This window comes from Nocardioides sp. CCNWLW239 (genome assembly GCF_037137035.1).
Lineage (GTDB): Bacteria > Actinomycetota > Actinomycetes > Propionibacteriales > Nocardioidaceae > Nocardioides.
In genome coordinates this window covers 531379-557833 of record NZ_JBBBNW010000001.1, presented here as the reverse complement: position 1 = coordinate 557833, position 26455 = coordinate 531379, and the positions used below count along the sequence as shown (strand labels likewise).

The following is a 26455-nucleotide window of genomic DNA, read 5'->3' as shown; positions in this document are numbered from 1 at the left end:
CCGTCGAGTCGGCCTGGAGTTACTTGTCCGAGCGTTCCGGGAGCCGCCAGGCGGCGGCGTTGTTGTCGAAGGCGGCCAGGCCGCGGGTCTGGCGGATGAAGCCCCACAGCAGCGGGCCGAGGAGCAGCATGCCGCCGCCCAGGAACAGCAGGAAGGTGGCGTCGGCACCGAGCATCTTGGCCCCGGAGAGCGTCAGCATGATGACGATGCCGCGCCGGATGACCGACTGGGAGACCCAGCGCGCCATCCGGGAGCCGAGGAAGGTGCCGGGGGTGCCGCCGAGGATGAGCGGGATCAGCACGGCCCACTCGACGCCGTGGTTGATCACCTGGCCGATCGCGGCGGCGAGCACCAGAGGCACCGCCTGGACCAGGTCGGTGCCGACCAGCTTGACCGCCGAGAGCGTCGGGTAGACCAGCAGCAGCGCGATCATGATGACCGAGCCGGAGCCGACGGAGGTGATGCCGACCAGGAGGCCGCCGAGGGCGCCGATGACGATGGTGAGCAGCGGCTTCAGGTGGGGGTCTTCCTCGGGTGCCTCGTTGCCGCCGGTGACCAGGCGAAGCTGTAGATACATCCGGAACATGTAGGAGGCGGCCGCGAACAGCAGCGCGCCACCGAGGATGAGCTTGAGGAAGTGGTCGGTGTCGCCCGGCGCCAGCTTGTGCACGAAGGTGCCCAGGAAGGCGAACGGCACCGAGCCGATGACGAGGTAGGTCGCCAGCCGGAGGTTGGGCGAGCCGTGGCGCCAGTGCACTGCAGCGCCGACCGACTTGTTGACCGAGGCGGCGACGAGGTCGTTGGCGACGGCCGTCGTCGGGGGCACGCCGAGGAAGATCAGCGCCGGGGTCATCAGGGCGCCACCGCCCATGCCGGTCAGCCCGACCACGATGCCGATCCCGAAGCTGACCACGAGCACGCTGAGTGCGTCTTGGGTGAGGAGGTCGGCGAGCACGGGGCAACTCTCACATAGTCTCGGCCCCATGCCAGCACCAGTGCCGATCGCCGAGATCATCCGCTCCGACTTCGTCGAAGGACACCACTACGGATCCGCCCTAGCCCTGGCCGCCGACGGGACCGTCGGTTGGTCGCTGGGTGATGTCGACTCGCCGGTGCTCCCGCGTTCCTCGACCAAGCCGGTCCAGGCCCTGGCGATGACGATCCTCGGCCTCGATCTGCCGCCCGACCTGCTTGCCCTCGCCTGCGCCTCCCACTCGGGTGAGGCGTTCCACCAGGAAGGCGTACGCCGCATCCTGGCCACCGTCGACCTGGACGAGTCCGCGCTCGGCAACATCGAGGACTACCCGTTCGGGGTGGAGGCGCGGGAGGAGGCGATCCGTCGCGGCGAGGTGAAGACGCGGCTGGCGATGAACTGCTCCGGCAAGCACGCGGCCATGCTCGCCACCTGCGTCACCGCGGGCTGGCCGCTCGAGGGCTATCTGGACCCCGAGCACCCGCTCCAGGTCGGGATCAAGGAGGTGTTCGAGGCGTGCACCGGCGAGGCTGCGTACGTCACCGTCGACGGCTGTGGCGCGCCGGCCCTGTCGACGTCGCTGACCGGGCTCGCCCGGGCGTTCTCGACCATCGCCTCGGCGGTCGACGGGCCGGGCGCGCGGGTCGCCGAGGCGATGCGCACCCATCCCGAGTACGTCTCGGGCACGACCCGCGACGAGGTCGCGCTGCACCGGGCCGTACCCGGGCTGATCGGCAAGCTGGGTGCCGAAGCGGTCTACGCCGTGGCGCTGCCCGACGGCCGCGCCTGGGCGCTCAAGGTCGACGACGGCGGTGACCGGGCGCGGCCGGTCGTGATGGCCGCAGCGCTGCTGCGCGACGAAGTCGGTGACCTGGACGGGGCCGACGCCGACGCCGTGCGGGCAACGGGGGAGGCGCCGATCCTCGGTGGTGGTCGCCGGGTGGGGGAGATCCGCGCGCTGCTGTGAGCTGCTAACGGCTGCTAGCGACCTTCGGACTCGTGCTTCACACATGTTTCCGCCGGTTGATGAAGCAACTAGTGGGTGATGTGTGTCACTTCGGTTGCCGAGGACTTGTGATTGCTAGCAATTGTTAGCACACTGGAGTCATGGTCAAGAGCAAGGTCACGAGTGCGGTCGGCACGCTCGGCGAGTATCTGAAGGAACAGCGGATCTCGGCCGAGATGTCCCTGCGTCAGCTCGCCGACCAAGCAGGTGTGTCCAACCCCTACCTCAGCCAGATCGAGCGCGGACTGCGCAAGCCATCGGCTGAGGTCCTCCAGCAGATCGCCAAGGCGCTGCGTATCTCGGCGGAGCAGGTCTATGTCCGTGCCGGGATCCTCAGCCCTGACTCCAACGTCGGAGGGTCCGTGGAGCTCGCGGTGCTCGCCGATCCGAGTCTGACCGAGCGGCAGAAGCACTCGCTGCTCGACGTCTACCACTCGTTCCTTGCTCTTAACAGTCGTGTCACCGACGATGCGCCGGCCGCCGATGAAACCGACGAAGAACCCCATCATGAGGAGAACCCAGATGCCCACGCTGCCCAAGATTGAGACCACCAAGCCCCTCAACGCCGTCGCCGGGGTCGCCGACCTCGCCTACGAGACGGTCAAGGACCTCGCCAGCGACCTGCAGAAGCGCGTCGACAGCTACCGCTCCGAGGCGACCACCAAGCTGACCGACGCCCGCACCAAGGCGACCGAGAAGGCGACCGCCGCCAAGTCCACCGTGGCCGGCTTCGACCCGAAGTCCCTCCCGGCCCTGGCCAAGGAGCAGTACGCCGTCCTTCCCGAGAAGCTGAAGGTCACCGTCAAGGCCAAGCTCGACGAGACCACCGGTTCCGCCACCGGCACCTACGACAAGCTCGCCACCCGCGGTGAGACCGTTGTCGCGAAGTTCAAGAAGTCCGAGGCCGTCGAGGCGCCGAAGACCGAGGCCCCGAAGTCCGAGGCCCCCAAGGCCGAGGCGCCGAAGACCGAGGCTCCGAAGGCGGAGGCCCCCAAGGCCGCGGCCCCGAAGGCTCCCGCCAAGAAGGCTCCTGCCAAGAAGGCTGCGCCGAAGAAGGCCTGACCCTGGCCCTGCACGCGCGACGGCTCACCGAGGTGGCTCGGTGAGCCGTCGCTTATTTCGTGGAGTTCCACGAGGAGAGTGGGTGCTGACCGAGTTACCTCGGTGAGCATCCGCCGCGAGGATCAGCTCGGGTAGTCGGCCCCCGCGGCCTGGCGGGCCTCCCAGGCGGTGGCGACCATGGAGCGCAGGTCGTGGCGCATCTCCCACTCGAGGTCGCGACGCGCGAGCTCACCGGTGGCGACGATGCGGGCGGGGTCGCCAGGGCGGCGCGGGTTGATGACGGGCTCGAACTCGATGCCGGTCACCTCGCGGATGGTGTCCATGATCTGCCGCACCGAGGATCCCTCGCCGGAGCCCAGGTTGTAGACCGGCTCGAGGTCCTTGCCCTCTGCGAGCCGCTTGGCCGCGACGACGTGGGAGTGGGCGAGGTCGGCGACGTGCACGTAGTCGCGTACGCAGGTGCCGTCGGGGGTCGGGTAGTCGTCGCCGTTGATCTGCGGCGTCTTGCCCTTGGCCAGCGCGTCGAAGACCAGCGGGAAGAGGTTGTGGGGGCTGGTGTCGTAGAGATCCTTGCTCCCGGAGCCCACCACGTTGAAGTAGCGCAGCGAGGTGTGCGCGAGACCCTCGGCGCGAGCCACGTCGGCGATCAGCCACTCGCCGATCAGCTTGGACTCGCCGTAGGGGCTCTCCGGGTTGGTCGGCGTGGTCTCGGTGACCAGATCGACGTCGGGGGTGCCGAACGTCGCGGCCGAGGAGGAGAAGACCAGCATGTCGACACCGGTGGCCGCCATCGCCTCGAGGAGGTTGGCGGTGCCGGTGACGTTCTGTGCGTACGTGTGCAGCGGCCGCTGCACCGAGACGCCCGCGTACTTGAAGCCGGCGAGGTGGATGACGCCCTCGACCCCGTGGTCGTTGATCGCCTGCTCGATCGCGGCCTTGTCCAGCAGCGTCGCCTCGACGAACGTGACGTTGTCCGGCACGAACTTCGCGAACCCCGAAGACAGGTCGTCGAGGACGACCGGCTCCATACCTGCGTCGAGCAGCGCCTGCACGACGTGCGATCCGATGTAGCCCGCGCCTCCGGTAACCAACCAACTCATGTCATGAAGATAGCGGCAGGGTCCACCGCCTAACGTGGGCAGGGTGATCCTCCTGCACGGTGACGGCGACCCGACCACCCCCGAAGGTCTGCGAGCCATCTACGCACCACCCCGCCTGCCGTGGTTGCGGGCCAACATGGTCAGCTCCCTCGACGGCGCGGCGACCGGCTCCGACGGCCGCTCCGGCACGGTCAACAACGCCGTCGACGTCGATGTCTTCCACATCCTGCGCGAGCTCGCCGACGTCGTCCTGGTCGGTGCGGGGACCGCCATCGCCGAGACGTACGAGGCCAAGGGGACGCCGATCGTCGTCGTCTCCCGCCGCGGCCGGATCCCCGACGACCTCCGTGGCTGCGAGCCCGGCTCCGTCCGGCTCGCCACGGTGGCCGATGCGCCCGGCCTGGCGGCGGCGCACGACGAGATCGGTGCGGAGAACGTCTATGTCACCGGCGCATCCGAGGTCGACCTTCCGGCGCTCCTCGACAGGCTCCACGAGCAGGGCATGCGGCACGTTCTCTGCGAGGGCGGCCCCGCTCTCCTCGGTACGCTGCTCGAGGCAGGCGTGGTCGACGAGCTCTGCCACACGATCACGCCGAAGCTCCTCGCCGGCACCGGTCGGCGGATCGTGACCGGGCCGCCTCGGGACGTACCGGTCTCCTTGGGTTCCCTCATCGAGCACGACGGCACGTTGCTCGGACGATGGCTTGTAAATTCCTGACGTTCACGGTCAGTTTCCGGTAACGAAATCTTGAGACCGAGAGTTTTACTCTTGACGGCGTCGTAACCACCCGCTTGACTCACCGATCGTGCCAGGTATGACGGCAGTCACAACCAAGCGACCACGTCAGGCACTCTCGGGACGACGTGTGCGGGAGTGGCTGATCTTTCTGGCGTTCGTCGCGCCCAACGTCGCGCTCATCGCGGTCTTCACCTACCGGCCGCTCTTCCAGAACATCTACTACTCGACCCTCAACTGGACGCTGGGCTCGAAGTTCGCGACGCCGGTGGGTCTGGGCAACTACCGCGACTTCTTCACCTCCGGCGAGGCGGGCAAGGTGCTGACCACGACGGCGATCTTCACCGTCGCGACCGTCGGCCTCACCCTGGCCCTGGGCCTCGGTGTCGCGCTGGCGCTCAACCGCAGGCTCCCGGGCGCCGGGTTCGCGCAGGCGACGGTCTTCGCGCCCTACATCCTCTCCGGGTACGGCGTCGGGCTCGCCTGGCTCTACATCTTCGACCCCAACATCGGCGCGCTCTCCGCGATCCTGCGTGATGTCGGCCTGAACAGCCCGGAGTGGATCAACTCGCCCCCGTGGACGCTGACGATGGTGATCATCGTCTACGTCTGGAAGAACCTCGGCTACGCGGCGGTCATCTACCTCGCCGGTCTGCAGGCGGTGCCGGGTGACGTGCTGGAGGCGGCCGATCTCGACGGCGCAGGTCCGGTGCGGCGTTTCTTCACGGTGACCCTGCCGCTGCTGTCGCCGACAACGTTCTTCCTGATGGTCACCACGATCCTCAACAGCCTGCAGGCCTTCGACCTGCTGATCGCGATGGACAAGCTCGGCCGCGGCGCCCGCACCCTGATCTTCGATGCCTACCTGACCGGCTTCAAGGAGCAGAGCCAGGCGGGCTACTCCGCGATGCTCTCGACGGTGCTCTTCGCGATCCTCGTGGTGCTCACGCTGGTCCAGCTGGTCGTCCTGGAGAGGCGGGTCCACTACCGATGAGCGCCACCACTGCTCCGTCGCGCCGGGTGCGGCTGACGCCGCTGACCGTACGTGACTACCTGATCCTGCTGCTCGCGGTCCTCGTGGTCGTGCTGCCGCTCGGCTACATGATCCTGGCGTCCTTCAAGGGCCCCAGCGACCTGGCCACGACCGACCTGGTGGTGTTCCCCGAGGTCTGGCGGCCGGAGAACTACTCCGAGGCGGCTCAGAAGGTCCCCTTCGGACGGCTCTTCCTCAACTCCACCATCGTCACGGTCGTCGGCGCCGGGCTGAAGGTGCTGCTGGCGATCCTGACGGCGTACGGCTTGGTCTTCTGCGAGTTCCCCGGGAAGAAATACATCTTCTGGGGCATCCTCGCCACGATGATGGTGCCGCCGCAGGTGACCGCCCTGCCTAACTACGTCTTCATCAGCAGCCTGGGCGGCGAAAACACCTACTGGGGTCTCATCCTGCCGGGCCTCGGCACCGGATTCGGTACGTTCCTGCTGCGCCAGGCGTTCATGCAGCTGCCCTACGAGGTGATCGAGGCGGCTCACCTGGACGGCGCCGGCCACTGGCGGCGGCTGTGGCACTGCGTGGTGCCGATGTCGTTGCCGTCGATCGCGACCGTGGCGCTGGTCAACGTGGTCTACGAGTGGAACGACTATCTGTGGCCGCTGATCATCATCACCGACCCCGAGATGATGACGCTGCCGCGCGGCCTGACGCTGCTGCAGAACAGCGAGTCCGCGGCCAGCTCGTTCGGGGTGCTGATGGCCGGCACCGTGATGGTGCTGCTGCCGATCCTCGTCGTCTTCGCGTTCCTCCAGCGCCACATCGTCAACGGCTTCACCCAAGGCGGCGTCAAAGGCTGACGTGCTCGCCCACAACAGGGAAGGGATGCACCATGAACACATCGTCCAACCTGCATCGCTCGGGTCTGATCCTGGACCGGCGGCGGTTCCTCGGCCTCAGCGCCCTCGGCATCTCCGCGGCGGCGCTCTCCGCCTGCGGTGGTGGTCCGTCGACCAGCGGCGGCGGAGGCGCCAGCACGGTCGAGCAGATCGACTTCAGCGGCGTGAAGCCGGCCAAGGAGATCACCTTCTGGACCTCCAACCCGGGTGACTCGATCAAGGTCAGCACCGAGATCGTGAACGCCTTCAACTCCTCGCAGTCCGACATCACGGTCAAGCTGGTCACCGCCGGCGCCGACTACGAGGAGATCGCGCAGAAGTTCCAGACCGCCCAGACCGGCGGCGACCTCCCCGACATCATCAACCTGTCGGACGTGTGGTGGTTCCGCTACAAGATGAACGACCAGATCATCCCGCTCGACTCCCTCTTCGAGGCGCTCGAGTTCGACACCGACGACTACGTCGACTCGCTGTTGGCCGACTACCTCTACGACGACGCCCACTGGGCCGTGCCGTGGGCCCGCTCGACGCCGCTCTTCTACTACAACAAGGACCACTGGAAGAAGGCCGGCCTCTCCGACCAGGGCCCGGAGTCCTGGGAGGAGTTCGGCGAGTGGACGGCCAAGCTGGCCGAGTCGAGCGGCGCGAAGTTCGCCTTCCAGTTCCCCGCCCTGGCGGGCTACGCCGGCTGGACCCTGCAGAACAACCTGTGGGGCTGGGGTGGCGGCTGGTCGAAGGAGGAGTCCTTCGACATCACCTGCAACTCGGCGGAGTCGGTCGAGGCGCTCTCGTTCCTCAAGGACTGGGTCTACCAGGACAAGGTCGCCGGGGTCGCCGGGGTCGACCAGATCCAGGACTTCGCCGCAGGCGTCGCCAGCGCCACCGTGGGGTCGACCGGTGACCTGATCACCGCGATCACCTCGGCCAAGTTCGACGTCGGCGTCGCCCCGCTGCCCGCCGGCCCGGTGGAGACCGAGAAGATCTGCCCGACCGGCGGTTCGGGCGTCGGCATCCCGAAGGACATCAGCCCCGAACGGCAGCTCGCGGCCGGCACGTTCATCAAGTTCCTCACCGAGCCCGAGCAGGCGATCAAGTTCTCCGAGGCGACCGGCTACGTCCCGATCCGCAAGTCCGCCGACGCCAGCGCGATCGTGGAGAAGACCCCGCAGGCGCAGGTCGCCATCGACCAGCTCCCCAACACCCGTTCGCAGGACTACGCCCGGGTCTTCCTCCCCGGTGGTGACCTGGAGATGGCCAACCACATGGCTGCGATCCTCACCGAGAACAAGGACGTCCAGGCGGAGATGGACAGCCTGAAGACGGCGCTGGAGAAGATCTACACCGACCAGGTCAAGCCGCACATCTGATGAACACCGTCGTAGGGCACCCCACGGGGTGCCCTACGCTCGGTTCCCGTGAGCGAGGACTTGGTAGTGGAGCGGCGCCCCGGCGTCGTACAGGTGACCTTCAACCGACCCCAGAAGCACAACGCCTTCACGCACGCGATGTACGCCGCGCTGCACGATCTGTGCGACGAGCTCGCGACGGACGAGTCGGTGAAGGTGCTGGTGCTGACCGGCACCGGTGGGCGGGCGTTCGCCGCAGGCAACGAGATCTCCGACTTCCTCTCTCGTGACGCGGTCGACTACGAGGACTGGATCCGCTCGCTGCTCGAGAAGCTCTTCGCGCTCCCGCAGGTCACCATCGCCGCGGTCGACGGGGTCTGCGTCGGAGGCGGGCTCGCGGTCGCCACCCACTGCGACCTGCGGGTCGCGACGCCACACTCCCGGTTCGGCTACCCGATCGCGAAGACGCTCGGCAACGCGCTCGCGGCCTCCATCGTCTACCGCGCGGCTGCCGTCTTCGGTGAGCCGGTCGTGCGCGAGATGCTCCTCGCCGCCCGGCTGATCAGCGCCGACCGCGCCTACGCCACCGGTGCCCTGACCGCCGTCACCGACTCGCTGGCCGACGAGGTCGACGCGCTGGTAGCGGGCATCCTGCCGCTCTCCGGCGTCACCGTGCGCGCCACCAAGAGCCAGCTCGCTGCGTACGCTGCCCGCGCCGAGGCCTCGCCCGAGGGTGACGAGGACCTGCTCCGTGAGGTCTACACCGGTGCCGACTTCAAGGAGGGCGTGCGCGCCTTCCTGGCCAAGGAGAAGCCCGCCTTCCGCTAGGCCCGAAAGTCCGTTGACGGGCGCGTGGCCTCGGCCGAGGATGGCCTATGGCCACCGAGCAGAAGACCTACGTCGACAGCGACCGGTTCCGGGGCGCGCTGATCCGGCAGAGTGACGTCAGCGGTCTGGAGATCCGCGACTGCTGGTTCGAGGAGCGGCTGAAGATCGTCGACTGCTGGGGTCGCGACGTCTATCTCGGCGGCGACTTCGGGCGGGTCGTGGTCAACGACGTCGACGTGACGGCGCACGTCGAGGCCGAGCTCGATCGCCTCGAGCCCAACCGGGTGCTGGCCCGGGAAGCGCAGACTGCGGACGAGATCCGGGCGGCCTGGGCGGCGGTCGAGGCGACGTGGACGGAGACGGTGGAGCAGGCCCGGGCGCTGCCGGAGGAGCTGCTCCACGAGCGGGTCGACGACGAATGGTCGTTCATCGAGACCCTGCGGCATCTGCTCCACGCCAGCGACAAGTGGGTCGGCAACCCGGTCCTCGAAGAGGACGACCCCTACCACCCGCTCGGCTACGGGCCCGGGGGTGAGGACGAGACCGGCACGGGGCTCACCGTCGGCGCCGACCCCTCGCTGCAGGAGGTCCTCGAGCCCCGGCTCGCCCGGATGGCCACGGTGCGCGAGCTGGTCTCCACGATCACCGACGCAGGCCTTGACCGGCTCTGCGCCCGCACGCCGGTCGGCAACGACCCCGAAGCCGACTACTCCGTACGCCGCTGCCTGAAGGTCGTGCTCGCCGAAGAGGCCGAGCACCACCGCTATGCCGTACGCGACCTGGCGGCTCTCACCACCGGCTGAGACGGCACGATATTCACGAGCCGTCGGTGTCCTCCGGCCCTACGATGACGGCCGTGGCGGTCTTCGGTTGGTTCGTGCTGATCCTGGTGTTCGTCGACGAGCTCGTGGCGATCGCCGCCTTCGGGGTGTGGGGCTGGCAGCACGACCCTCGGTGGTTGCTGGTGTGGCTGCTGCCGGTCGTAGCGGCGGTCGTCTGGGGGATGTTCGCCTCGCCCAAGGCCACTCGAGGCGGGCCGGTGGTTCGGCCGCTGGTGAAGGTGATCGTCTTCGGGCTGGCTTCGCTGGCGCTCCTGGACGCCGGTCAACCGGGATGGGCGATCGCCCTGCTGGTCTTCTCGGTCGTCGTCAACGGCCTGGCGCAGCTGCCGGCGATCAGCCGGCTGCCCACCGATGGGCCTCGAGGAGACTTGGCCCGTACCAGGTGATCAACCGGCCGCTGACCAGCTCCGTCGGCGTCCGCGCGAACGCCTCCGGGCCGTCCTCGGCGGTGAAGACGTACGGCTCGTCGGGGAGCAGCACGACGTCGGCGCCGGCCTCGTCGATGTCGACCAGCTCGACGTGCGGATAGCGCTCCCCGTGAGCGCCGAAGACGTTCTCCCAGCCCAGGCGGCGCAGCAGGTCGCCGGTGAAGGTCCGTGAGCCGACCACCATCCACGGGTCGCGCCAGATCGGCACCGCGATCCGGCGGGTGACCTCGGGAAGCGGGCCGCACCACAGCTCCCGAGTCTGTGCGAGCCAGTCCGGGCGGTCCCAGCCGAGCCCGTCGAGCAGGCGTTCCATGGACGTGACCGCCTGGGGCACCGTCTCGATGTCCGTCACCCAGACCCGGACGCCCCGCTCCCGCAGGCGACGTACGTCCAGCTCCCGGTTCTCCTCTTTGTTGGCCACGACCACGTCCGGCGCCAGCGCCACGATCGCGGCCAGATCCGGGTTCTTGGTGCCGCGTACGCGGGGAACGTCCAGGTCCGCCGGGTGTGTGCACCAGTCCGTCGCGCCCACCACCCGGTCCGCCGCGACCGAGACGAGTGCCTCGGTCAGCGACGGGACCAACGAGACCACCCGCGTCGCCGGGTGCGGGCCTTCGTACGGGGTGCCTAAGTCGTCGTGCATGTTCATCAAGGTACGCAGGTCGGTCGTCACTCCCCGTGCGGAACTCCGCCAGGGGAGTGACGATTCGGCTGCATACCCTTCGACAAGCTCAGGACACCGCCTAGACGAGCATCCATCACACGTTGCGCCGGTACTGCCCGCCGACCTCGAAGAACGCCTCGGTCACCTGGCCGAGCGAGCAGACCCGGGCGGCGTCCATGAGCGCTGCGAAGATGTTCTCGTCCGACATCGCGACCTGCTTGAGCCGCGCGATGGCCTCGTCGGCCTCGGTCGCGTGGGCGGCCTGGAAGGCGTGGACGCGGTCGAGCTGGGACTTCTTCTCGGCCTCGGTCGCCCGGGCGAGCTCGACGGGGCCTGCGGGGGCGCCGTTGGTGTCACGTACGAACGTGTTGACGCCGACGATCGGCAGGGTGCCGTCGTGCTTGCGGTGCTCGTAGAGCATCGACTCGTCCTGGATCTTGCCGCGCTGGTAGCCGGTCTCCATCGCGCCGAGCACGCCGCCTCGCTCGGAGATCCGGTCGAACTCCTTGAGCACTGCCTCTTCGACCAGGTCGGTCAGCTCGTCGATGATGAACGAACCCTGGAGTGGGTTCTCGTTGAACGCCATGCCCCACTCGCGGTTGATGATCAGCTGGATGGCCAGGGCGCGGCGTACGGACTCCTCCGACGGGGTCGTGACGGCCTCGTCGAAGGCGTTGGTGTGCAGCGACTGGGCGTTGTCGTAGATCGCGATGAGCGCCTGCAGCGTGGTGCGGATGTCGTTGAAGTCCATCTCCTGCGCGTGCAGGGACCGACCGCTCGTCTGGATGTGGTACTTCAGCTTCTGCGAGCGCTCCGAGGCGCCGTAGCGCTCGCGCATGGCGACCGCCCAGATCCGTCGGGCGACGCGGCCGATGACGGAGTACTCCGGGTCCATGCCGTTGGAGAAGAAGAAGGACAGGTTGGGCGCGAAGTCGTCGATGTCCATGCCGCGGGCCAGGTAGGACTCGACGTAGGTGAAGCCGTTGGCCAGCGTGAAGGCGAGCTGGGAGATGGGGTTCGCCCCGGCCTCGGCGATGTGATAGCCGGAGATGCTCACCGAGTAGAAGTTGCGGACCCCGTTCTGGATGAACCACTCCTGGATGTCGGCCATGCAGCGCAGCGAGAACTCGGTGGAGAACAGGCAGGTGTTCTGGCCCTGGTCCTCCTTGAGGATGTCGGCCTGCACGGTGCCGCGCACCGTCTGCAGCGCCTTCGCCGGGTCGACGCCGCGCTCGCGCGCCTGGTCGATGACGGTGTTGAGGAAGAACGCCAGGATCGTCGGCGCCGGCCCGTTGATCGTCATCGAGACCGAGGTCGTCGGAGCGAGCAGGTCGAAGCCGTCGTAGAGCGCCTTCATGTCGTCCAGGGTCGCCACCGAGACGCCGGACGTGCCGACCTTGCCGTAGATGTCAGGGCGTACGTCGGGGTCGCGGCCGTAGAGGGTGACCGAGTCGAACGCGGTCGAGAGCCGGGTCGCGGGCTGGCCCTCGGAGAGCAGCTTGAAGCGGCGGTTGGTGCGGAACGGGTCGCCCTCGCCGGCGAACATCCGAGCCGGGTCCTCGCCCTGACGCTTGTAGGGGAAGACACCCGCGGTGAACGGGAAGAAGCCGGGCAGGTTCTCGTTGCGCAGGAACCGGGTCAGCTCGCCGCGGTCGGTGTAGCCGGGGGTCGCCACGCGTGGGATGTAGTTGCCCGACAGCGATGTCCGGCCGCTGTCGTCGGCGGCGTACGTCTCCTTGGTCTCCTGCCACGAGTCCAGCTGCTGGCGGAGGTCCTCGGGGAGCTCGGAGGCGGGGACCTCGAGCTCGGGGTGGTCGGCGGCGACGATCTCGTAGGCCTGCTCCTTGCGCACCGCGGCGACGAGCTCGCCGGTGCGCGCGTGGTAGTCGCGTACGTCGCCGGCGATCTCGGCCAGGTAGCGCACGCGCTTCTCGGGGATGATCGGGTGCAGCCCGGTGGAGTGACGGGTCGAGACGCGAGGGAGAACGCCCTCGCTCAGCGCCAGGCCGGCCTCGCCGAGGAGGCCCTTGATGTGCTGGTAGAGCGCGGTGACGCCGTCGTCGTCGAAGGCCGCGGCCGAGGTGCCGAAGACCGGCATGTCGTCGGGGGAGGAGGTGAACGCCTCCCGGTTGCGGACGAGCTGGCGGGAGACGTCGCGGAGCGCGTCCTCGGCCCCGCGGCGCTCGAACTTGTTGATCGCCACGACGTCGGCGAAGTCGAGCATGTCGATCTTCTCCAGCTGGCTGGCGGCACCGAACTCAGGCGTCATGACGTAGAGCGAGACGTCGACGAAGTCGCTGATCCCGGTGTCGCCCTGGCCGATGCCGGGCGTCTCGACGATGACGAGGTCGACGGCTGCCTTCATCACGGCGAGCACGTCGGCGAAGTGCTCGGGCACCTCGTGACCGCCGCGGGTGGCGAGGGAGCGGTAGTAGGTCGTCGAGCCGCCGTCGGTGATCGCGGCCAGCGAGTTCATCCGGATCCGGTCGCCCAGCAGCGCGCCGCCGCCGCGGCGCCGGGTCGGGTCGATGGCGAGCACGCCGATGCGGAGCTTGTCCTCCTGGTCGGTGCGCAGCCGGCGTACCAGCTCGTCGGTGAGCGAGGACTTGCCGGAGCCGCCGGTGCCGGTGATGCCGAGGACGATCGCCCGTCCGGACTCACGCAGCGGGTCCGCGATCTCGGCGGGAAGCCGTCCCTGCTCGGCGGCGGTGATGGACCGCGAGACCGCGAGCGGGCAGCCCGCGAGGACGTCCTCGGCGGCGAAGTTGAAGGTCGGCCACAGGTCGCGGTCGACGTCGCGCACGACCGAGTTGATCATCCCGGGGAGCCCCAGCCGCTGACCGTCCTCGGGGGAGAAGATCTTGACGCCGGAGTTGGCCAGGCGCTCGATCTCGTAGGGCACGATGACGCCGCCGCCACCGCCCACGACCTTGATGTGGCCGGCGCCGCGCTCCTTGAGCGCGGTGACCAGGTACTCGAAGAACTCCACGTGCCCGCCCTGGTAGGAGGAGACCGCGACGCAGTGCGCGTCCTCCTGAACCGCGGCGTCGGCGATCTCGGTCACCGAACGGTTGTGACCGAGGTGGATCACCTCGCACCCCTGCGCCTGGAAGATCCGGCGCATGATGTTGATCGCTGCGTCGTGCCCGTCGAACAGGCTGCTCGCGGTCACGATCCGTACGTGGTGCTGGGGGATGTGGAGGTCGGACATGGGCGGTGCTCCCAGGGAATAGTTGGACGTCCAAGTATTTCTAGGATAGGTCGTAGGTCACATACTCGCCAGTACGCGACTCCGCCCTCGCCGCGCGGGCTCAGCCGACCGAGTCCCCGGAGGCCGCGCGGACCTGCGTGAGCAGCGCGGTCAGGCCGGGTACGTCCTCGATCCCGGGCTTCTCGAAGACCTCGGTGTTGAGCGAGGTCGTGGCCGCCTCGACGGCGTCTCGGCCGGCGTCGGTGATGGCGGCGAGGACCACGCGGCCGTCGGCGGCGGAGCGGCTGCGGCGTACGAAGCCCTGCTTCTCCAGCCGGGCGACGGCGCTGGTCACCGAGGCGGGGTGGACCTGGAGGCGGGAGCCCAGCTTGGCCATCGGGAGCTGGCCGTCCTGGGTGAAGGAGAGCAGCCGGAGCACCTCGTAGCGGGCGAAGGAGAGGTCATGGGGTCGCAACGCGGCGTCGACGCGCTCCATGAAGAGCTGGTGCACGCGTACGAGCGAGGTCACCAGCGCCATCCCGTCAGCGGCGTCAGCCCAGCCGTGCGCGATCCACTGCCGTTGCGCCTCGCGGATCGGATCCATGCGGGTCAGCATCACACAGCTGCCATGACGACGGGGTTACGAGGGCGCGCCGAAGGTGCCGAGCAGGTTGAGGATCACCGCGACCCCGATGAGGGTCGCGATCACCGAGAGCGTCACGACCAGACCCACCGCGACGGAGAATCCCGCGCCCTCGTGCCGCGTGCCGCGCTGCTGCAGGGCGTAGAGCCGGGCGACGCTGGTGATCAGCGTGCGCCCCTCCTCGGCGTCGAAACGGTATTGGTCCAGATCGGGGACCGACTCGGGGTCGTGCACGTGCCACACGCCCTGGTCGGTCTGCTCGTCATCGGCCTCGATGCGGCGTACGCCGGTCTTCTGGGTGTGCGGCTCGTCGCCGAACCAGACGAGGCTGCGGGTGTCCTCGATGATCGCGTAGGAGTTCCGCGTCGGCATCGAGACGTGGTAGGTGAAGATCCAGCTCAGCTTGGCTTTCCGGAGCGTGTCGTGCCACTGCGGATCGCCGAGGTCGAGCTCCACGTCGAACCCGCGCGCCGTCTCGGTCGCCTTGTAGGGCGTGCCGTCGCACACGCGCGCGACATGGTCGAAGAAAGGCCTCGCATGAGGGGACACGACTCAGCAGTTTATCTGTTCCGGGGGCTCCGTGGGCTCACTCCGTGGCGTTGGGCGGGACGTCGATCTTGAAGCGGACCCCGCCCTCGTCGACGCTGTCGACGGTGATGATCGCGTCGTACGTCTCGCCCTCGGAGGTGAGCACGCAGGTCATCTCGGTGCCGACCTTGCCCTCGAGGTCGCCGGGGCAGTCGAGGTCCTCGGGAGTGACGCCGATGGCGTTGGTGAGCTGCTCGGTGGCGATCCGCTCGACCGTCTTCTCCTGCACGTAGTCCTTGCTCGAACCGCAGGCCGTCAGGGCGAGCGATACGGCGAGGAGCGCCGCGCCGGTCAGGGCGCCCGAGAAGGCGCGGGTGCGTGTCATGGGCACAGACTAGAGGTAGGCGAAGATCAAGCAGACGTACGCCGCACCAGCTCGGGCGCGAAGACGACTCGCCGGGGGATGGTGGTGCCGCCGTCGAGCTGGGCGAGGAGCAGCCGGACGGCTTCCCTCGCCATGTCTCCTATCGGGTTCTTGACCGTGGTGAGCGGGGGAGTGGTGCGCTCGGCGATGCCGAGGTCGTCGTAGCCGACGACCGCGATGTCGTCGGGCACACGGCGGCCGGCTCGTTCGAGCACGCGGAGTGCGCCCGCGGCCATCAGGTCGGAGGCGACCATCAGGCCGTCGATGTCCGGATGGTCGCGCAGCAGGATCTCGCAGGCGGCCTCGCCGCCGTCCTCGGTGAAGTCGCCCTCGACGACTGCGTCGCTGGCGAGGCCGGCGGCGTCGAGGGCGGACCGCCAGCCGGCCGCCCGGTCCATGCCGGCGCTCATGTCGACGGGGCCGGTGATGGTGCCGATGCGGCGGCAACCGCGCTCGATGAGGATGTTGGTGACCTCGCGAGCGCCGGCGATGTTGTCGGGGTCCGTGTAGAAGACCTTCTCCGCGCCGGTCAGCGGACGACCGATGAACGCGGCCGGCAGTCCGATGGCTGCCAGGTGGTCGGCGAGGGCATCGTTGCGGTGGTGGGAGACGACGATCGCACCGTCGACGTGACCGCCACGCAGGTAGCGCAGCGTCCGCTGCATCTCGTCGCCCGGCTGGGCGATCAGCAGCACGACCTGCAGGTCGCGCTGAGCGAGGACCTGGGTCACCACGTGCAGGGTGCGCGCGAAGAACGGGTCGGCGAAGACGCGCTCGTCCGACTCCGGCACGACCATCGCGATGGTCTCGGTTCGCCGCGTCACCAGGGAGCGGGCGGCCGGGTTGGGGAGATAGCCCAGGGCCTGCACGGCCTCGGCGACGGCCTCCGCGGCCTTCGCCGAGACACGCGAGCCGCCGTTGATCGCGCGCGACGCGGTCGCCCGGCTGACACCAGCCAGTCGGGCGACCTCGTCGAGCGTGGGCATGTTCATCCGCGGGCCGGCACCCGGTTGTTGGCGGCGACGTCGGCGAACCAGAGAGCGCTGTCCTTCAACGTACGCTTCTGGGTCTCGAAGTCCACGTGCACGATCCCGAACCGGTGCGCGTAGCCGTAGCTCCACTCGAAGTTGTCGAGCAGCGACCAGGCGAAGTAGCCGCGTACGTCCGCGCCCTGCTCGATCGCGTCGAGCGTCCCGCGCAGGTGCTGGTCGATGTAGTCGAGACGAGCAGCGTCGTGCACCGCACCGTCCTCGACCACGTCGTCATAGTAGGCGCCGTTCTCGGTGATGTAGATCGGCGGGGCGCCGTATTCGTCGCTGAGCCGGGTCAGCAGGCGGGTCAGCCAGACCGGGTCGATCTCCCAGTCACGGTCGGTCGTGGGGCGGCCCGTACGCGGGGTGACGAACTCGGCTCCCGGGTAGGGGTTCCCGCGCGGCAGGTCGGAGTTGACGAGCCGGCTGCCCAGCACCTGGTCGGGATCGATCTCGAACGGCTCCGCCGCGATGGAGTTGCCGAAGTAGAAGTTGATCCCGAGCACGTCGAGCGGCGCCGAGATGACCTCGAGGTCGCCCTCGAGCACCCAGTCCTGCCACGGCCGTCCCTGGAAGGTCAGGCCCTCGGTGTCCGCGGCCAGGTCGTCGGCGTACTTGCCTCGGAACAGTGGCTCGAAGAACACCCGGTTGTGCAGCCCGTCGATCCGCCGGGTCATGTCGACGTCCTCGGGGCGGTCGGCGTCGTAGGGGTCGACGACGGTCGGGTTGAGGGTGATGCCGAGGGACTTCCCGTTCTCCGGGGTCGCGCCGCGGCGGCGCAGCTCGTTGACCACGAGACCGTGCCCGAGCATGAGGTGGTGGGCCGCGACGATGCCGGCCACCCCCTCCTGGCGACCCGGCGCGTGCTGGCCACCGGAGTAGCCGAGGAACGCCGAGCACCACGGCTCGTTCAGCGTCGTCCAGTGGTCGACGCGGTCGGAGAGCTCGTCGTAGACGGTGGTCGCGTACTCCACGAACCGATAGGCGGTGTCCCGGCTGGTCCAGCCGCCCTGGTCCTCCAGCGCCTGCGGCAGGTCCCAGTGGTAGAGCGTGATCCACGGCGCGATCTCGGCCTCGAGCAGCTCGTCGACGAGCCGGTTGTAGAAGTCGAGCCCTGCCTGGTTGACCTTGCCGCCATCGGGACGGATCCGCGGCCACGCCGTCGAGAAGCGGTACGAGGCGAGGTTGAGGCGCTTCATCAACGCGACGTCCTCGGGCATCCGGTGGTAGTGGTCGCAGGCCACGTCGCCGGTGTCGCCGTTGAGGATCGCCCCGGGAACCCGGGAGAAGGTGTCCCAGTTGCTCGGCGTACGTCCGTCCTCGTCGACCGCTCCCTCGATCTGGTAGGAGGCGGTGGCTGCACCCCAGAGGAAGTTCTCGGGGAAGGTGCGCCCCTGGTGAGTCGGGCTGGTCATCCTTTGACGGCTCCTTGCATGATGCCGGACACCAGGTGGCGGCCGGTGGCGATGAACAACAGAAGTAGCGGGATGGTCGCGAGGATCGTCCCGGCCTGGACCAGGGCCATGTCGGCGTGCCCCTGACCGGGCGCGACCTTGAGCGCGTCGAGCGCGGTCTGCAGGGTCTGCACGTCGGAGCCCTGCAGCACGATCAGCGGCCACATGAAGTCGGTCCACACCTGCATGAAGGTGAACAGGCCGAGGATCGCCATCGCCGGTCTCGCTGCAGGGATGGCGACGGTCCAGAACGTACGGATCATGGAGGCCCCGTCGACGCGGGCCGCGTCGATGAGCTCGTCGGGGATCGCGTCGACGAGGTACTGCCGCATGAAGAAGACACCGAAAGCGGTCACCAGCCACGGCAGGATCACGGCGGCGAGCGTGCCGGTCAGGCCGAGGCTGGAGAACTGCTTGAGCATCGGCACCAGGGCCAGCTGGGTCGGCACCGCCAAGGTGGCGACGACGAAGACCATCCCGGCCTGGGAACCGCGGAAGCGGAGCTTGGCGAAGGAGTAGCCGGCCAGGGTCGAGAAGAGCACGACCGAGAGCGCTGAGATCCCCGAGACGATGATCGAGTTGAGCAGGGCCTGCCAGAAGTCGATCCGGTCGAACACCCGGGCGGCGTTGTCGAAGAAGTGTCCGCCCGGGACCAGCGGCGGCGGCGACTGGATCGCCCGATGCCGGGTGACCGAGCCGATCACGAACGACCAGTAGAGCGGGAAGGCCGAGCCCAGCAGGAATGCCGTGAGCAGGCCGTACACAAGGAATCCAGGTCTCTTGCTCATCGCAGGCTCCTTCGCTGGACGGCCCGGGTGACCAGGAAGTTGACCAGCGCGATCCCCACGATGATGAGGAACAGCACCCAGGCGGCGGCGGCCGCACGCGGATACGGGTTGGTCGTGGTCTGGGCGGTGTTGAAGACGTACATCGTCAGGGTCGTGTACTGGAAGTCGGAGCCACCCTGGAAACGGAGGTTGGTGTCGAAGATCCGGGGCTCGGTGAAGATCTGCAGGCCGCCGATGGTCGAGGTGACGATGACGAAGATCATCGTGGGCCGGATGGAGGGCAGGGTGACGTGGAAGAACTGGCTCACCTTGGAGGCGCCGTCGATGTCGGCCGCCTCGTAGAGGTCGCGCGGGATCGCCTGCATGGCGGCGAGGATGATCAGCGCGTTGTAGCCCGTCCAGCGCCAGTTGACCATGGTCGCGATCGCGGTCCAGCTGGCGAACCGGTCGGCGTGCCACGGCACCTTCGGGAACCCGAGAACGTCGAGCGTCTGGTTGATCAGGCCCGTGCCGTCGGCGAAGATCGCGCCGAAGATCATCGCGGACGCCGCCGGGGCGACCACGAACGGCAGCAGGACGCTCATCCGCCACAGGGTGCGCCCCCGGAGCTGGGTGTCGAGCAGCGCGGCGAGGATCGTCGCCACGATGATCTGCGGCACCGAGGAGAGCAGGAAGATCCCGATGGTGTTCCAGAAGGCTTTGCGGAAGACCGAGTCACCGAGGACGTGGGCGTAGTTGTCCCAGCCGACCCACGGACCGACCTCGGACCCGTAGGCGGGCCAGGAGAAGAAGGACAGGTAGCCGGTGTAGAGCATCGGGTAGAGCCCGATGAGGATGAACACCAGGAAGAACGGCGCGACGTAGAGGTAGGGCGAGAACTTGAAGTCCCACCGGGAGAGCCGGTTACGCCACGCCTGGCGGCGGGGTGCTGCCCCGGTCGAGGGCGCCGGAGTGGCGTTCTCGACCGGGGCAGAGGTGGTGGTCGGCATGGATCAGGACATTCCTTCGACGCCCTCGAGGAAGGTCGCCCACGACTTCTCGGGGTCGGTGCCCTCGTCGACACGTCGGATCGCCTGCTGGAAGAGGCCCAGGATGTCGGAGTACTTGTCACCCTTGAACGGGACGCCCGCCGGCACGGCCTCGGCGCGGCTCGCGAGGATCTGCGAGGTGGGCGCGTTGTTGAAGTAGGGGTCCGTGGCGTTCTCCTCGGCCAGGACGGACTGCGCCTCCAGGTTGGCCGGGAAGTTGCCGGCCACCTTCGATGCGGCCACCTGGGACTCGGCCGTGGTCAGGTAGTTGGCGAACTCCTTGGCCTCCTCCTGGTGCTCCGACTGCGCCGGGACGGCGAGGTAGGAGCCGCCCCAGTTGCCGCCGCCGCCCGGGAAGGCGTCGACGATGTCCCAGCCCTTCACGTCAGGCGCGGAGTCCTTGATGTTGGCGAACATCCAGCCCGGGCACGGGATGGTGGCGAACCCGTCGTTGGTGAAGTTGGCGGTCCAGTCCTCACCCCACTGCTCGACCTTCGTCGACTGGGTGGCAGCGTGCTCCGCGACCGTGTCGTAGACGTTCCGGAGCTCCGGGTTGTCCACGTCGACCTTCTGGTCCTTGGTCTGGAAGGGGAACTCGACCTGGTTGAGCATCGCCTGGGCGATCGCGCCGCTGGAGTCGTACCAGGCGGTCTTCGGCATCTTCGCCTTGAACTTGTCACCGGTGGCGAAGTAGGTGTCCCAGTCCTTGAAGAGCTCCTTCACGGCCTCGCGGTCGCTCGGCAGGCCGGCCTTCTCGAAGAGGTCGGCGCGGTAGCAGAACGCCTCCGGGCCGGCGTCGGTCGGGTAGCCGATCTGCTTGCCGTCGGCGGTCTGGCCCTCGAGGTACTTCGACTCCATCCAACGGCCGTCGAGCTCCTTGTCGGTGAGGTCGACGAACTGGTCGGAGGCGCCCTCGGCGACGAGCGCGGGCATCATGTCGCCCTCGATGCCGACGATGTCGGTGAGACCCTCGCCGGACTGCAGGCCGGTGGTGAGGCTCTGCTTCCAGGTGTCCCACTCGGCGACGACGGTCTGCTTGACCTTGAAGGGGCGCTCAGGGTCGGCGTTCCACTTGTCGATGAGGTCGCCGTAGCCGAATTCGCTGAACGTCGTGATGGTCAGGGTGTCATCTTTGCCGAGCTTGGCCTGCTCGCCGGTGTCGTCGCTGCCGCCGCAGGCCCCGACGAGGCCAGCGACGAGAGTGGCGACCGCGCCTGCGGCTAGACCGCGGCGCCAGGACTTGGAGATCTTGGACACGGGGTGCTCCTGCACGTCTGTGTGGGGAGTGAGAGCGCTTCCACTCTCGGGACTAGGGAGAGTGTGATTGCGCTCACAAGTCTCTGTCAAGAGCCTGTTGGGTAACGATTTTGTGATCGTGAGAGCGCTTCCACCAAAATGGGGAAAGGAGCGGTCGGTCAGCCCGAGATGACGGCAAGCAGCCGGGCGGTCTCGGTGGCCATCGCGTCACGGCCCGCGCCGAGGTATCGGCGCTGGTCGACCAGATCGGCGTCCGTCTCGAGCTGCTCCCGGACCGCCGCGGTGAATGCCTTGTTGAGCTGGGTGGCGACGTTGATCTTCGTCATCCCGGCGGCGATCGCGGCTCGGAGGCCGTCGTCGCTCACTCCCGAGGAGCCGTGCAGCACCAGCGGGACGTCGACGGTGCGCCGGATCTCCGCGATCAGGTTCTCGTCCAGGTGCGCGTCGCGCGTGGTCATCTTGTGGCTCGAGCCGACCGCGACGGCGAGCGCGTCGACGCCGGTGTCAGCGACGAACGCAGCCGCCTCCGCGGGGTCCGTGCGTACGCCGGGGGCGTGGACTCCGTCTTTTCCCCCGACCTCGCCCAGCTCGGCCTCGACGTGGGCGCCTCGGTCATGGCAGCGGCGGACGACGGCGGCCGTGCGAGCGAGGTTCTCGGCGTACGGAAGCTGCGAGGCGTCGTACATCACCGACGAGAAGCCGAGGTCGACCGCGATCCCGACCAGACGCTCGTCGGTGGCGTGGTCCAGGTGCAGCGAGATCGGCATCGTCGAGCCCGACGCGACCGCGATCGCGGCGTCGGCCAGCGGTGCCAGGGCGCCGTGGTAGCGGACCGCGTTCTCGCTGATCTGCACGATGACCGGTCGGTTGGCCGTCTCGGCCCCGGCTGCGATCGCCTCGACGGTCTCCAGGTTGATCGCGTTGAAGGCGGCGACCCCGCGGCCTTCCCGGTAGGCGGCTTCGACGAGCGCGGCGGTGGTCGTGAGCGTCATGGTCGAAGTGTCGCAGGCGGCGGACGACGATCCGTGCGGTGGCGACGGTTCAGCAAGGTATATGACGGTTCAGCAAGGTATATGACGGTTCAGCAAGGTATATAGAGAAACCGTCGCTTCCCAGGTGGAGTTCCACATGGGAAGCGACGGTTCGGCTGCATACCTAGACGGGCAGACCGGCGTCCGCGCTCCGCCTACTTGTTGGCCTTGCGCGCCCGGCTCGCGATCTTCGCCCGCTCGTTCTGGTCGAGGATGACCTTGCGGATGCGGATCTGCTCGGGAGTGATCTCGACGCACTCGTCCTCGCGGCAGAACTCCAGGCACTGCTCGAGGGAGAGCTTCTTCGGCGGGATGAGCTTCTCGAAGTTGTCGGAGGTGGCGGACCGGATGTTGGTCTGCTGCTTCTCCTTGGTGATGTTGACGTCCATGTCGTCCTGGCGCGAGTTCTCGCCGACGATCATGCCCTCGTAGACCTCGGTGGTGGGCTCGACGAAGAGGACGCCGCGCTCCTGGAGCGAGGTCATCGCGTAGGCCGAGGCAGCACCGGCGCGGTCGGCGACCAGGGAGCCGTTGTTGCGCGAACGGATCTCGCCGGCCCACGGGAAGTAGCCCTCGGAGATGTGGTGGGCGATGCCGGTGCCGCGGGTCTCGGTGAGGAAGTCGGTGCGGAAGCCGATCAGGCCACGGGAGGGGACGATGAACTCCATCCGGACCCAGCCGGTGCCATGGTTGGTCATGCCCTCCATGCGGCCCTTGCGGTTGGCGAGCAGCTCCGTGATCGTGCCGAGGAACTCCTCCGGCGCGTCGATGGTGAGGCGCTCGAACGGCTCGTGGAGCTTGCCGTCGATCTCGCGGGTGACCACCTGCGGCTTGCCGACGGTCAGCTCGTAGCCCTCGCGACGCATCTGCTCGACCAGGATCGCCAGCGCCAGCTCACCGCGGCCCTGGACCTCCCAGGCGTCGGGACGGTCGGTCGGCAGCACGCGCAGCGAGACGTTGCCGATGAGCTCCTGGTCGAGGCGGTCCTTGACCATACGGGCCGTGACCTTGGCGCCCTTGACCTTGCCGACCAGCGGGGAGGTGTTGGTGCCGATGGTCATCGAGATGGCCGGGTCGTCGACGTGGATCAGGGGCAGTGCGACCGGGTTCTCCGGGTCGGCGAGCGTCTCGCCGATCATGATCTCCGGGATGCCCGCGATGGCGACGATGTCACCGGGGCCGGCGACCTCGCCCGGCTTGCGCTCGAGGCCGTCGGTGATGAGCAGCTCGGTGATGCGTACGTTCTTGACCTCACCGTCACGCCGCATCCAGGCCACGTTCTGGCCCTTCTTCAGCGTGCCCTGGTGGATGCGGACCAGCGCGAGGCGGCCCAGGAACGGGGACGCGTCGAGGTTGGTGACGTGGGCCTGCAGCGGCGCGCCCTCGACGTACGTCGGAGCCGGGATGGTGTCCATGATCGTCTGGAACAGCGGCTCGAGGTCCTTGGAGTCGGGCAGCTCGCCGTTGGCCGGCTGCTCCAACGAGGCGACGCCGGCCTTGCCGGAGGCGTAGATCACCGGGAAGTCGAGCGCGTCCTGGCTGTGGGAGTCGTCGAGCAGGTCCATGAAGAGCTCGTAGGTCTCGTCGACGACCTCCTCGATGCGGGCGTCGGGGCGGTCGACCTTGTTGACCACCAGCACGACCGGCATGTCCGCGTTGAGCGCCTTGCGCAGCACGAACCGGGTCTGCGGGAGCGGGCCCTCGGAGGCGTCCACCAGCAGCACGATCCCGTCGACCATCGACAGACCGCGCTCGACCTCGCCACCGAAGTCAGCGTGGCCGGGGGTGTCGATGATGTTGATCGTCATCCCCTCGGGCGCGCTCGGCCCGGAGTAGCGGATGGCGGTGTTCTTCGCGAGGATGGTGATGCCCTTCTCGCGCTCGAGCTCGCCGGAGTCCATGACCCGCTCGGCCACCGACTCGGCCTCGTGCTCGGTGAAGGTGCCTGCCTGACGCAGCATGGCGTCGACCAGCGTGGTCTTGCCGTGGTCGACGTGCGCAACGATGGCGACGTTGCGGAGATTGGCCTTGAGGGTCTCGGACATGTGCGAAGCGGCTCGATTTCTGGCGCGGGACGGGACGACTGATCTTATCCGCCGTGACCTCCTTGACCCGCATCCGGAGATGACGGTTGGCTGAACCCATGACTTCTCGGAAACACGTCTGCCACATCGTTCCCCCCTACCTCATGCAGCGGCTCGACCCCGGCCGCCTCGACCAGGACAACGGTTTCCGTGCCGCCCGGGCGGAGCACCTGACCCGGGTCCTCGCCCGGGTTCCAGCCCCTGAGGCCGGCAGCACGGCCGCCGAGGCAGGCGACTGGACCGTCTACACCGCGAACAACGGCACCGACCTCCCCGGCGAGAAGGTCCGCGCCGCCGGAGAGCCGGAGTCGGGTGACGAGAGCGTCGACGAGGCCGCGACCGGCATCACCGGCTCGCTGGCCCTTTTCGAGGAGGTCTACGGCCGCGACTCCTACGACGGCCAGGGCATCGAGGTCGTGATGACCGTCCACTACGACCAGAACTACGCCAACGCGTTCTGGGACGGCACCCAGCTGGTCTTCGGCGACGGTGACGGCAAGATCTTCCAGCGCTTCACCAAGGCCGTCGACGTGATCGGGCACGAGCTCTCCCACGCGGTCACCGAGCACACCGCCGGCCTCGTCTACCAGGGCCAGCCCGGCGCGCTGAACGAGCACATCTCCGACGTCTACGGCTCCTGCCTCAAGCAGCGCCTCCTCGGTCAGAGCGCGGAGGAGGCCGACTGGATCATCGGTGAGGGCCTCTTCACCGAGTCGGTCCAGGGCGTCGGGCTGCGGCACATGCTCGAGCCGGGGACCGCCTACGACGACCCCGACCTGGGCAAGGACCCGCAGCCGGCCCACATGGACGACATCTACGACGGCCCCGACGACAACGGCGGCGTCCACATCAACTCCGGCATCCCCAACCGCGCCTTCGCCCTGGCCGCCAAGGCGATCGGCGGCAACGCGTGGGAGGGCGCCGGCAAGATCTGGTACGCCGCGCTGACCAACGGTGCGGTCACCACCGACACCGACTTCGCGGGGTTCGCCGCGGCGACCGTCGCCGAGGCCGGCGACCACGCCGACGCGGTCACCACCGCGTGGTCCGAGGTCGGGGTCACCCCGGCGTCCGGTACGCCCGCGCCCGACGGCGAGACGCCGACCCTGGTGAAGGTACGCCGCAGCGGCGGTTTCCTGGGACGTACGAAGGAGGGGAGCGCCGAGCTCGCGCCCTCAGCCGCGCAGGTGGCAGCCCTGCGCAACCTGGCCGCCGGGGCCGCCGGGCCGTCGAAGCCGAAGGGTGCCGACCGGTTCGTCTACGAGTTCGAGGTCGACGGCCAGACCGTCGTCGTGCACGAGGGCGACCTGAGCCCCGAGCTGCACGCCCTGGCCAACGACCTGCTCGAGAGGTAGGGGTCGGCTACCGGGGGAGGGCGTGGTTGAGCGCGGCCTCGACGTGCACGGTGATGGCGTCGAGGATCGGTACGTCGACGTCGCTGGGCCGCACCAGGAGGCTGAGCTCGGAGGCACCGAGGATGACCCCGTCAGAACCGGCGTCCCACAGCTCGTGGACGACCTCGAGGACCCGCTTGCGTGAGCCGGACACGACGTTCCGGTGCACGAGCTCCTCGTAGATGATCGAGTCGAGCATCTCCACGTGGAGGGTGTCGGGCAGGTTCACGTCGACGCCGTGGTCGGAGATGCGCTGCGCGAAGAAGTCGTTCTCGACGGTGTAGCGGGTGGCGAGGAAGCCGGCCTTGGTGATGCCGAGCTCCTTGGACTTCGCCGCGAGCACGTCGGCCAGGTGCAGCACCGGTACGTCGACGGCGGTCGCGACCTCGTCATAGACCTTGTGGAAGGTGGTGGTGCACAGCAGGATCAGGTCGGCGCCGCCGGCCACCACGCTGCGGGCAGCAGCGACCAGGATCTCGGCGACCTGGTCCCAGGCCTCCTTCTCCTGCAGCGCCGTCAGCTCGGCCAGGTCGACGGAGGCCAGCACGATCTTGGCGGAGTGAAGTCCGCCGAGCCGCTCCTGGACACCCTTGTTGAGTCCCTCGTAGTAAGCGGCTGTGCTTTCCCAGCTCATGCCGCCGATGAGTCCGATCGTATGCACGTCATCGAGTGTGACACCGTACGAGGCTGCGTACGGAATCCTCGGCGCCTCTGACCAGGGCAGTTGTCGG

At 68.4% G+C, this 26455-nt stretch carries 26 protein-coding genes; 11 read left to right on the top strand and 15 right to left on the bottom strand.

Features of this window, described 5'->3' with window-relative positions:
• Window positions 1-19: 19 nt before the first annotated feature.
• A complete protein-coding gene (locus WBG06_RS02740) occupies window positions 20-955 on the bottom strand; it encodes a sulfite exporter TauE/SafE family protein (RefSeq protein ID WP_336734912.1) in 936 nt (311 codons plus the stop codon).
• Between the two features lie 28 nt (window positions 956-983).
• Between WBG06_RS02740 and WBG06_RS02735 the strand changes: the two genes are divergently transcribed.
• From WBG06_RS02735 to WBG06_RS02725, 3 genes are all read left to right on the top strand, one after another.
• Complete coding sequence (locus WBG06_RS02735) at window positions 984-1940, top strand: asparaginase (RefSeq protein ID WP_336734910.1); 957 nt, start codon at window positions 984-986, stop codon at window positions 1938-1940.
• Between the two features lie 140 nt (window positions 1941-2080).
• Window positions 2081-2524, top strand: a complete 444-nt coding sequence (locus WBG06_RS02730; RefSeq protein ID WP_336734908.1) for a helix-turn-helix domain-containing protein — start codon at window positions 2081-2083, stop codon at window positions 2522-2524.
• Entirely contained in the window at window positions 2502-3041 is a 540-nt protein-coding gene (locus tag WBG06_RS02725) for a hypothetical protein (protein WP_336734906.1), read from the top strand. Before WBG06_RS02730 ends, WBG06_RS02725 begins: the two co-directional genes overlap by 23 nt.
• A gap of 122 nt (window positions 3042-3163) precedes the next feature.
• On the opposite strand, the gene galE is transcribed toward WBG06_RS02725, so the two are convergent.
• Window positions 3164-4141: a UDP-glucose 4-epimerase GalE gene (gene galE / locus WBG06_RS02720; protein WP_336734904.1), complete on the bottom strand. Its 978-nt coding sequence runs from the start codon at window positions 4139-4141 to the stop codon at window positions 3164-3166.
• A 43-nt stretch (window positions 4142-4184) separates the two neighbouring features.
• Between galE and WBG06_RS02715 the strand changes: the two genes are divergently transcribed.
• From WBG06_RS02715 to WBG06_RS02685, 7 genes are all read left to right on the top strand, one after another.
• Window positions 4185-4859, top strand: coding sequence for a dihydrofolate reductase family protein (locus WBG06_RS02715; RefSeq protein WP_336734902.1), 675 nt, complete (start codon window positions 4185-4187; stop codon window positions 4857-4859).
• 97 nt (window positions 4860-4956) lie between these two features.
• The gene (locus WBG06_RS02710; RefSeq protein WP_336734900.1) at window positions 4957-5871 is read left to right on the top strand and encodes a carbohydrate ABC transporter permease; all 915 of its coding nucleotides are present in this window, start codon (window positions 4957-4959) and stop codon (window positions 5869-5871) included.
• On the top strand, window positions 5868-6725 hold the full coding sequence (locus WBG06_RS02705; protein ID WP_336734899.1) for a carbohydrate ABC transporter permease: 858 nt from the start codon (window positions 5868-5870) through the stop codon (window positions 6723-6725). The genes WBG06_RS02710 and WBG06_RS02705 overlap by 4 nt, the downstream gene beginning before the upstream one ends.
• A 32-nt stretch (window positions 6726-6757) precedes the next feature.
• On the top strand, window positions 6758-8131 hold the full coding sequence (locus WBG06_RS02700; RefSeq protein WP_336734897.1) for an ABC transporter substrate-binding protein: 1374 nt from the start codon (window positions 6758-6760) through the stop codon (window positions 8129-8131).
• A 48-nt stretch (window positions 8132-8179) separates the two neighbouring features.
• Window positions 8180-8938, top strand: a complete 759-nt coding sequence (locus tag WBG06_RS02695; protein WP_336734895.1) for an enoyl-CoA hydratase-related protein — start codon at window positions 8180-8182, stop codon at window positions 8936-8938.
• Between the two features lie 47 nt (window positions 8939-8985).
• Entirely contained in the window at window positions 8986-9741 is a 756-nt protein-coding gene (locus WBG06_RS02690) for a DinB family protein (protein ID WP_336734893.1), read from the top strand.
• 53 nt (window positions 9742-9794) lie between these two features.
• Window positions 9795-10166 (top strand): YrdB family protein, encoded by a 372-nt coding sequence (locus tag WBG06_RS02685; protein WP_336734890.1) that lies wholly within the window; start codon window positions 9795-9797, stop codon window positions 10164-10166.
• Here the strand turns inward: WBG06_RS02685 and WBG06_RS02680 are convergent.
• From WBG06_RS02680 to typA, 12 genes are all read right to left on the bottom strand, one after another.
• Window positions 10114-10851 (bottom strand): helical backbone metal receptor, encoded by a 738-nt coding sequence (locus WBG06_RS02680; protein WP_336734888.1) that lies wholly within the window; start codon window positions 10849-10851, stop codon window positions 10114-10116. The genes WBG06_RS02685 and WBG06_RS02680 overlap by 53 nt on opposite strands.
• 115 nt (window positions 10852-10966) lie before the next feature.
• Window positions 10967-14083 carry a fused isobutyryl-CoA mutase/GTPase IcmF gene (icmF, locus tag WBG06_RS02675; protein WP_336734886.1) on the bottom strand — a complete coding sequence of 1039 codons (3117 nt, stop codon included), beginning with the start codon at window positions 14081-14083 and terminating at the stop codon, window positions 10967-10969.
• A 100-nt stretch (window positions 14084-14183) separates the two neighbouring features.
• A complete protein-coding gene (locus tag WBG06_RS02670; RefSeq protein WP_336734884.1) occupies window positions 14184-14666 on the bottom strand; it encodes a MarR family winged helix-turn-helix transcriptional regulator in 483 nt (160 codons plus the stop codon).
• 36 nt (window positions 14667-14702) lie between these two features.
• Complete coding sequence (locus WBG06_RS02665) at window positions 14703-15254, bottom strand: hypothetical protein (protein ID WP_336734882.1); 552 nt, start codon at window positions 15252-15254, stop codon at window positions 14703-14705.
• 37 nt (window positions 15255-15291) lie between these two features.
• Window positions 15292-15618 carry a DUF4333 domain-containing protein gene (locus tag WBG06_RS02660; RefSeq protein ID WP_336734880.1) on the bottom strand — a complete coding sequence of 109 codons (327 nt, stop codon included), beginning with the start codon at window positions 15616-15618 and terminating at the stop codon, window positions 15292-15294.
• A gap of 26 nt (window positions 15619-15644) precedes the next feature.
• Window positions 15645-16643 carry a LacI family DNA-binding transcriptional regulator gene (locus tag WBG06_RS02655; protein WP_336734878.1) on the bottom strand — a complete coding sequence of 333 codons (999 nt, stop codon included), beginning with the start codon at window positions 16641-16643 and terminating at the stop codon, window positions 15645-15647.
• Between the two features lie 2 nt (window positions 16644-16645).
• Entirely contained in the window at window positions 16646-18103 is a 1458-nt protein-coding gene (locus WBG06_RS02650; protein WP_336734876.1) for a GH1 family beta-glucosidase, read from the bottom strand.
• Window positions 18100-18930: a carbohydrate ABC transporter permease gene (locus tag WBG06_RS02645; RefSeq protein ID WP_336734874.1), complete on the bottom strand. Its 831-nt coding sequence runs from the start codon at window positions 18928-18930 to the stop codon at window positions 18100-18102. The genes WBG06_RS02650 and WBG06_RS02645 overlap by 4 nt, the downstream gene beginning before the upstream one ends.
• Window positions 18927-19919: a carbohydrate ABC transporter permease gene (locus WBG06_RS02640; RefSeq protein WP_336734872.1), complete on the bottom strand. Its 993-nt coding sequence runs from the start codon at window positions 19917-19919 to the stop codon at window positions 18927-18929. Before WBG06_RS02640 ends, WBG06_RS02645 begins: the two co-directional genes overlap by 4 nt.
• Before the next feature lie 3 nt (window positions 19920-19922).
• Window positions 19923-21215, bottom strand: coding sequence for an ABC transporter substrate-binding protein (locus WBG06_RS02635; protein WP_336734870.1), 1293 nt, complete (start codon window positions 21213-21215; stop codon window positions 19923-19925).
• 158 nt (window positions 21216-21373) lie between these two features.
• A complete protein-coding gene (locus WBG06_RS02630; protein WP_336734867.1) occupies window positions 21374-22207 on the bottom strand; it encodes a class II fructose-bisphosphate aldolase in 834 nt (277 codons plus the stop codon).
• Window positions 22208-22401: 194 nt separating this feature from the next.
• On the bottom strand, window positions 22402-24291 hold the full coding sequence (gene typA, locus WBG06_RS02625; protein ID WP_336734865.1) for a translational GTPase TypA: 1890 nt from the start codon (window positions 24289-24291) through the stop codon (window positions 22402-22404).
• 98 nt (window positions 24292-24389) lie between these two features.
• Between typA and WBG06_RS02620 the strand changes: the two genes are divergently transcribed.
• A complete protein-coding gene (locus WBG06_RS02620) occupies window positions 24390-25685 on the top strand; it encodes a protealysin inhibitor emfourin (protein ID WP_336734863.1) in 1296 nt (431 codons plus the stop codon).
• A 7-nt stretch (window positions 25686-25692) separates the two neighbouring features.
• Here the strand turns inward: WBG06_RS02620 and WBG06_RS02615 are convergent, their stop codons facing one another.
• Window positions 25693-26385 (bottom strand): aspartate/glutamate racemase family protein, encoded by a 693-nt coding sequence (locus tag WBG06_RS02615; RefSeq protein ID WP_336734861.1) that lies wholly within the window; start codon window positions 26383-26385, stop codon window positions 25693-25695.
• Window positions 26386-26455 lie beyond the last annotated feature (70 nt).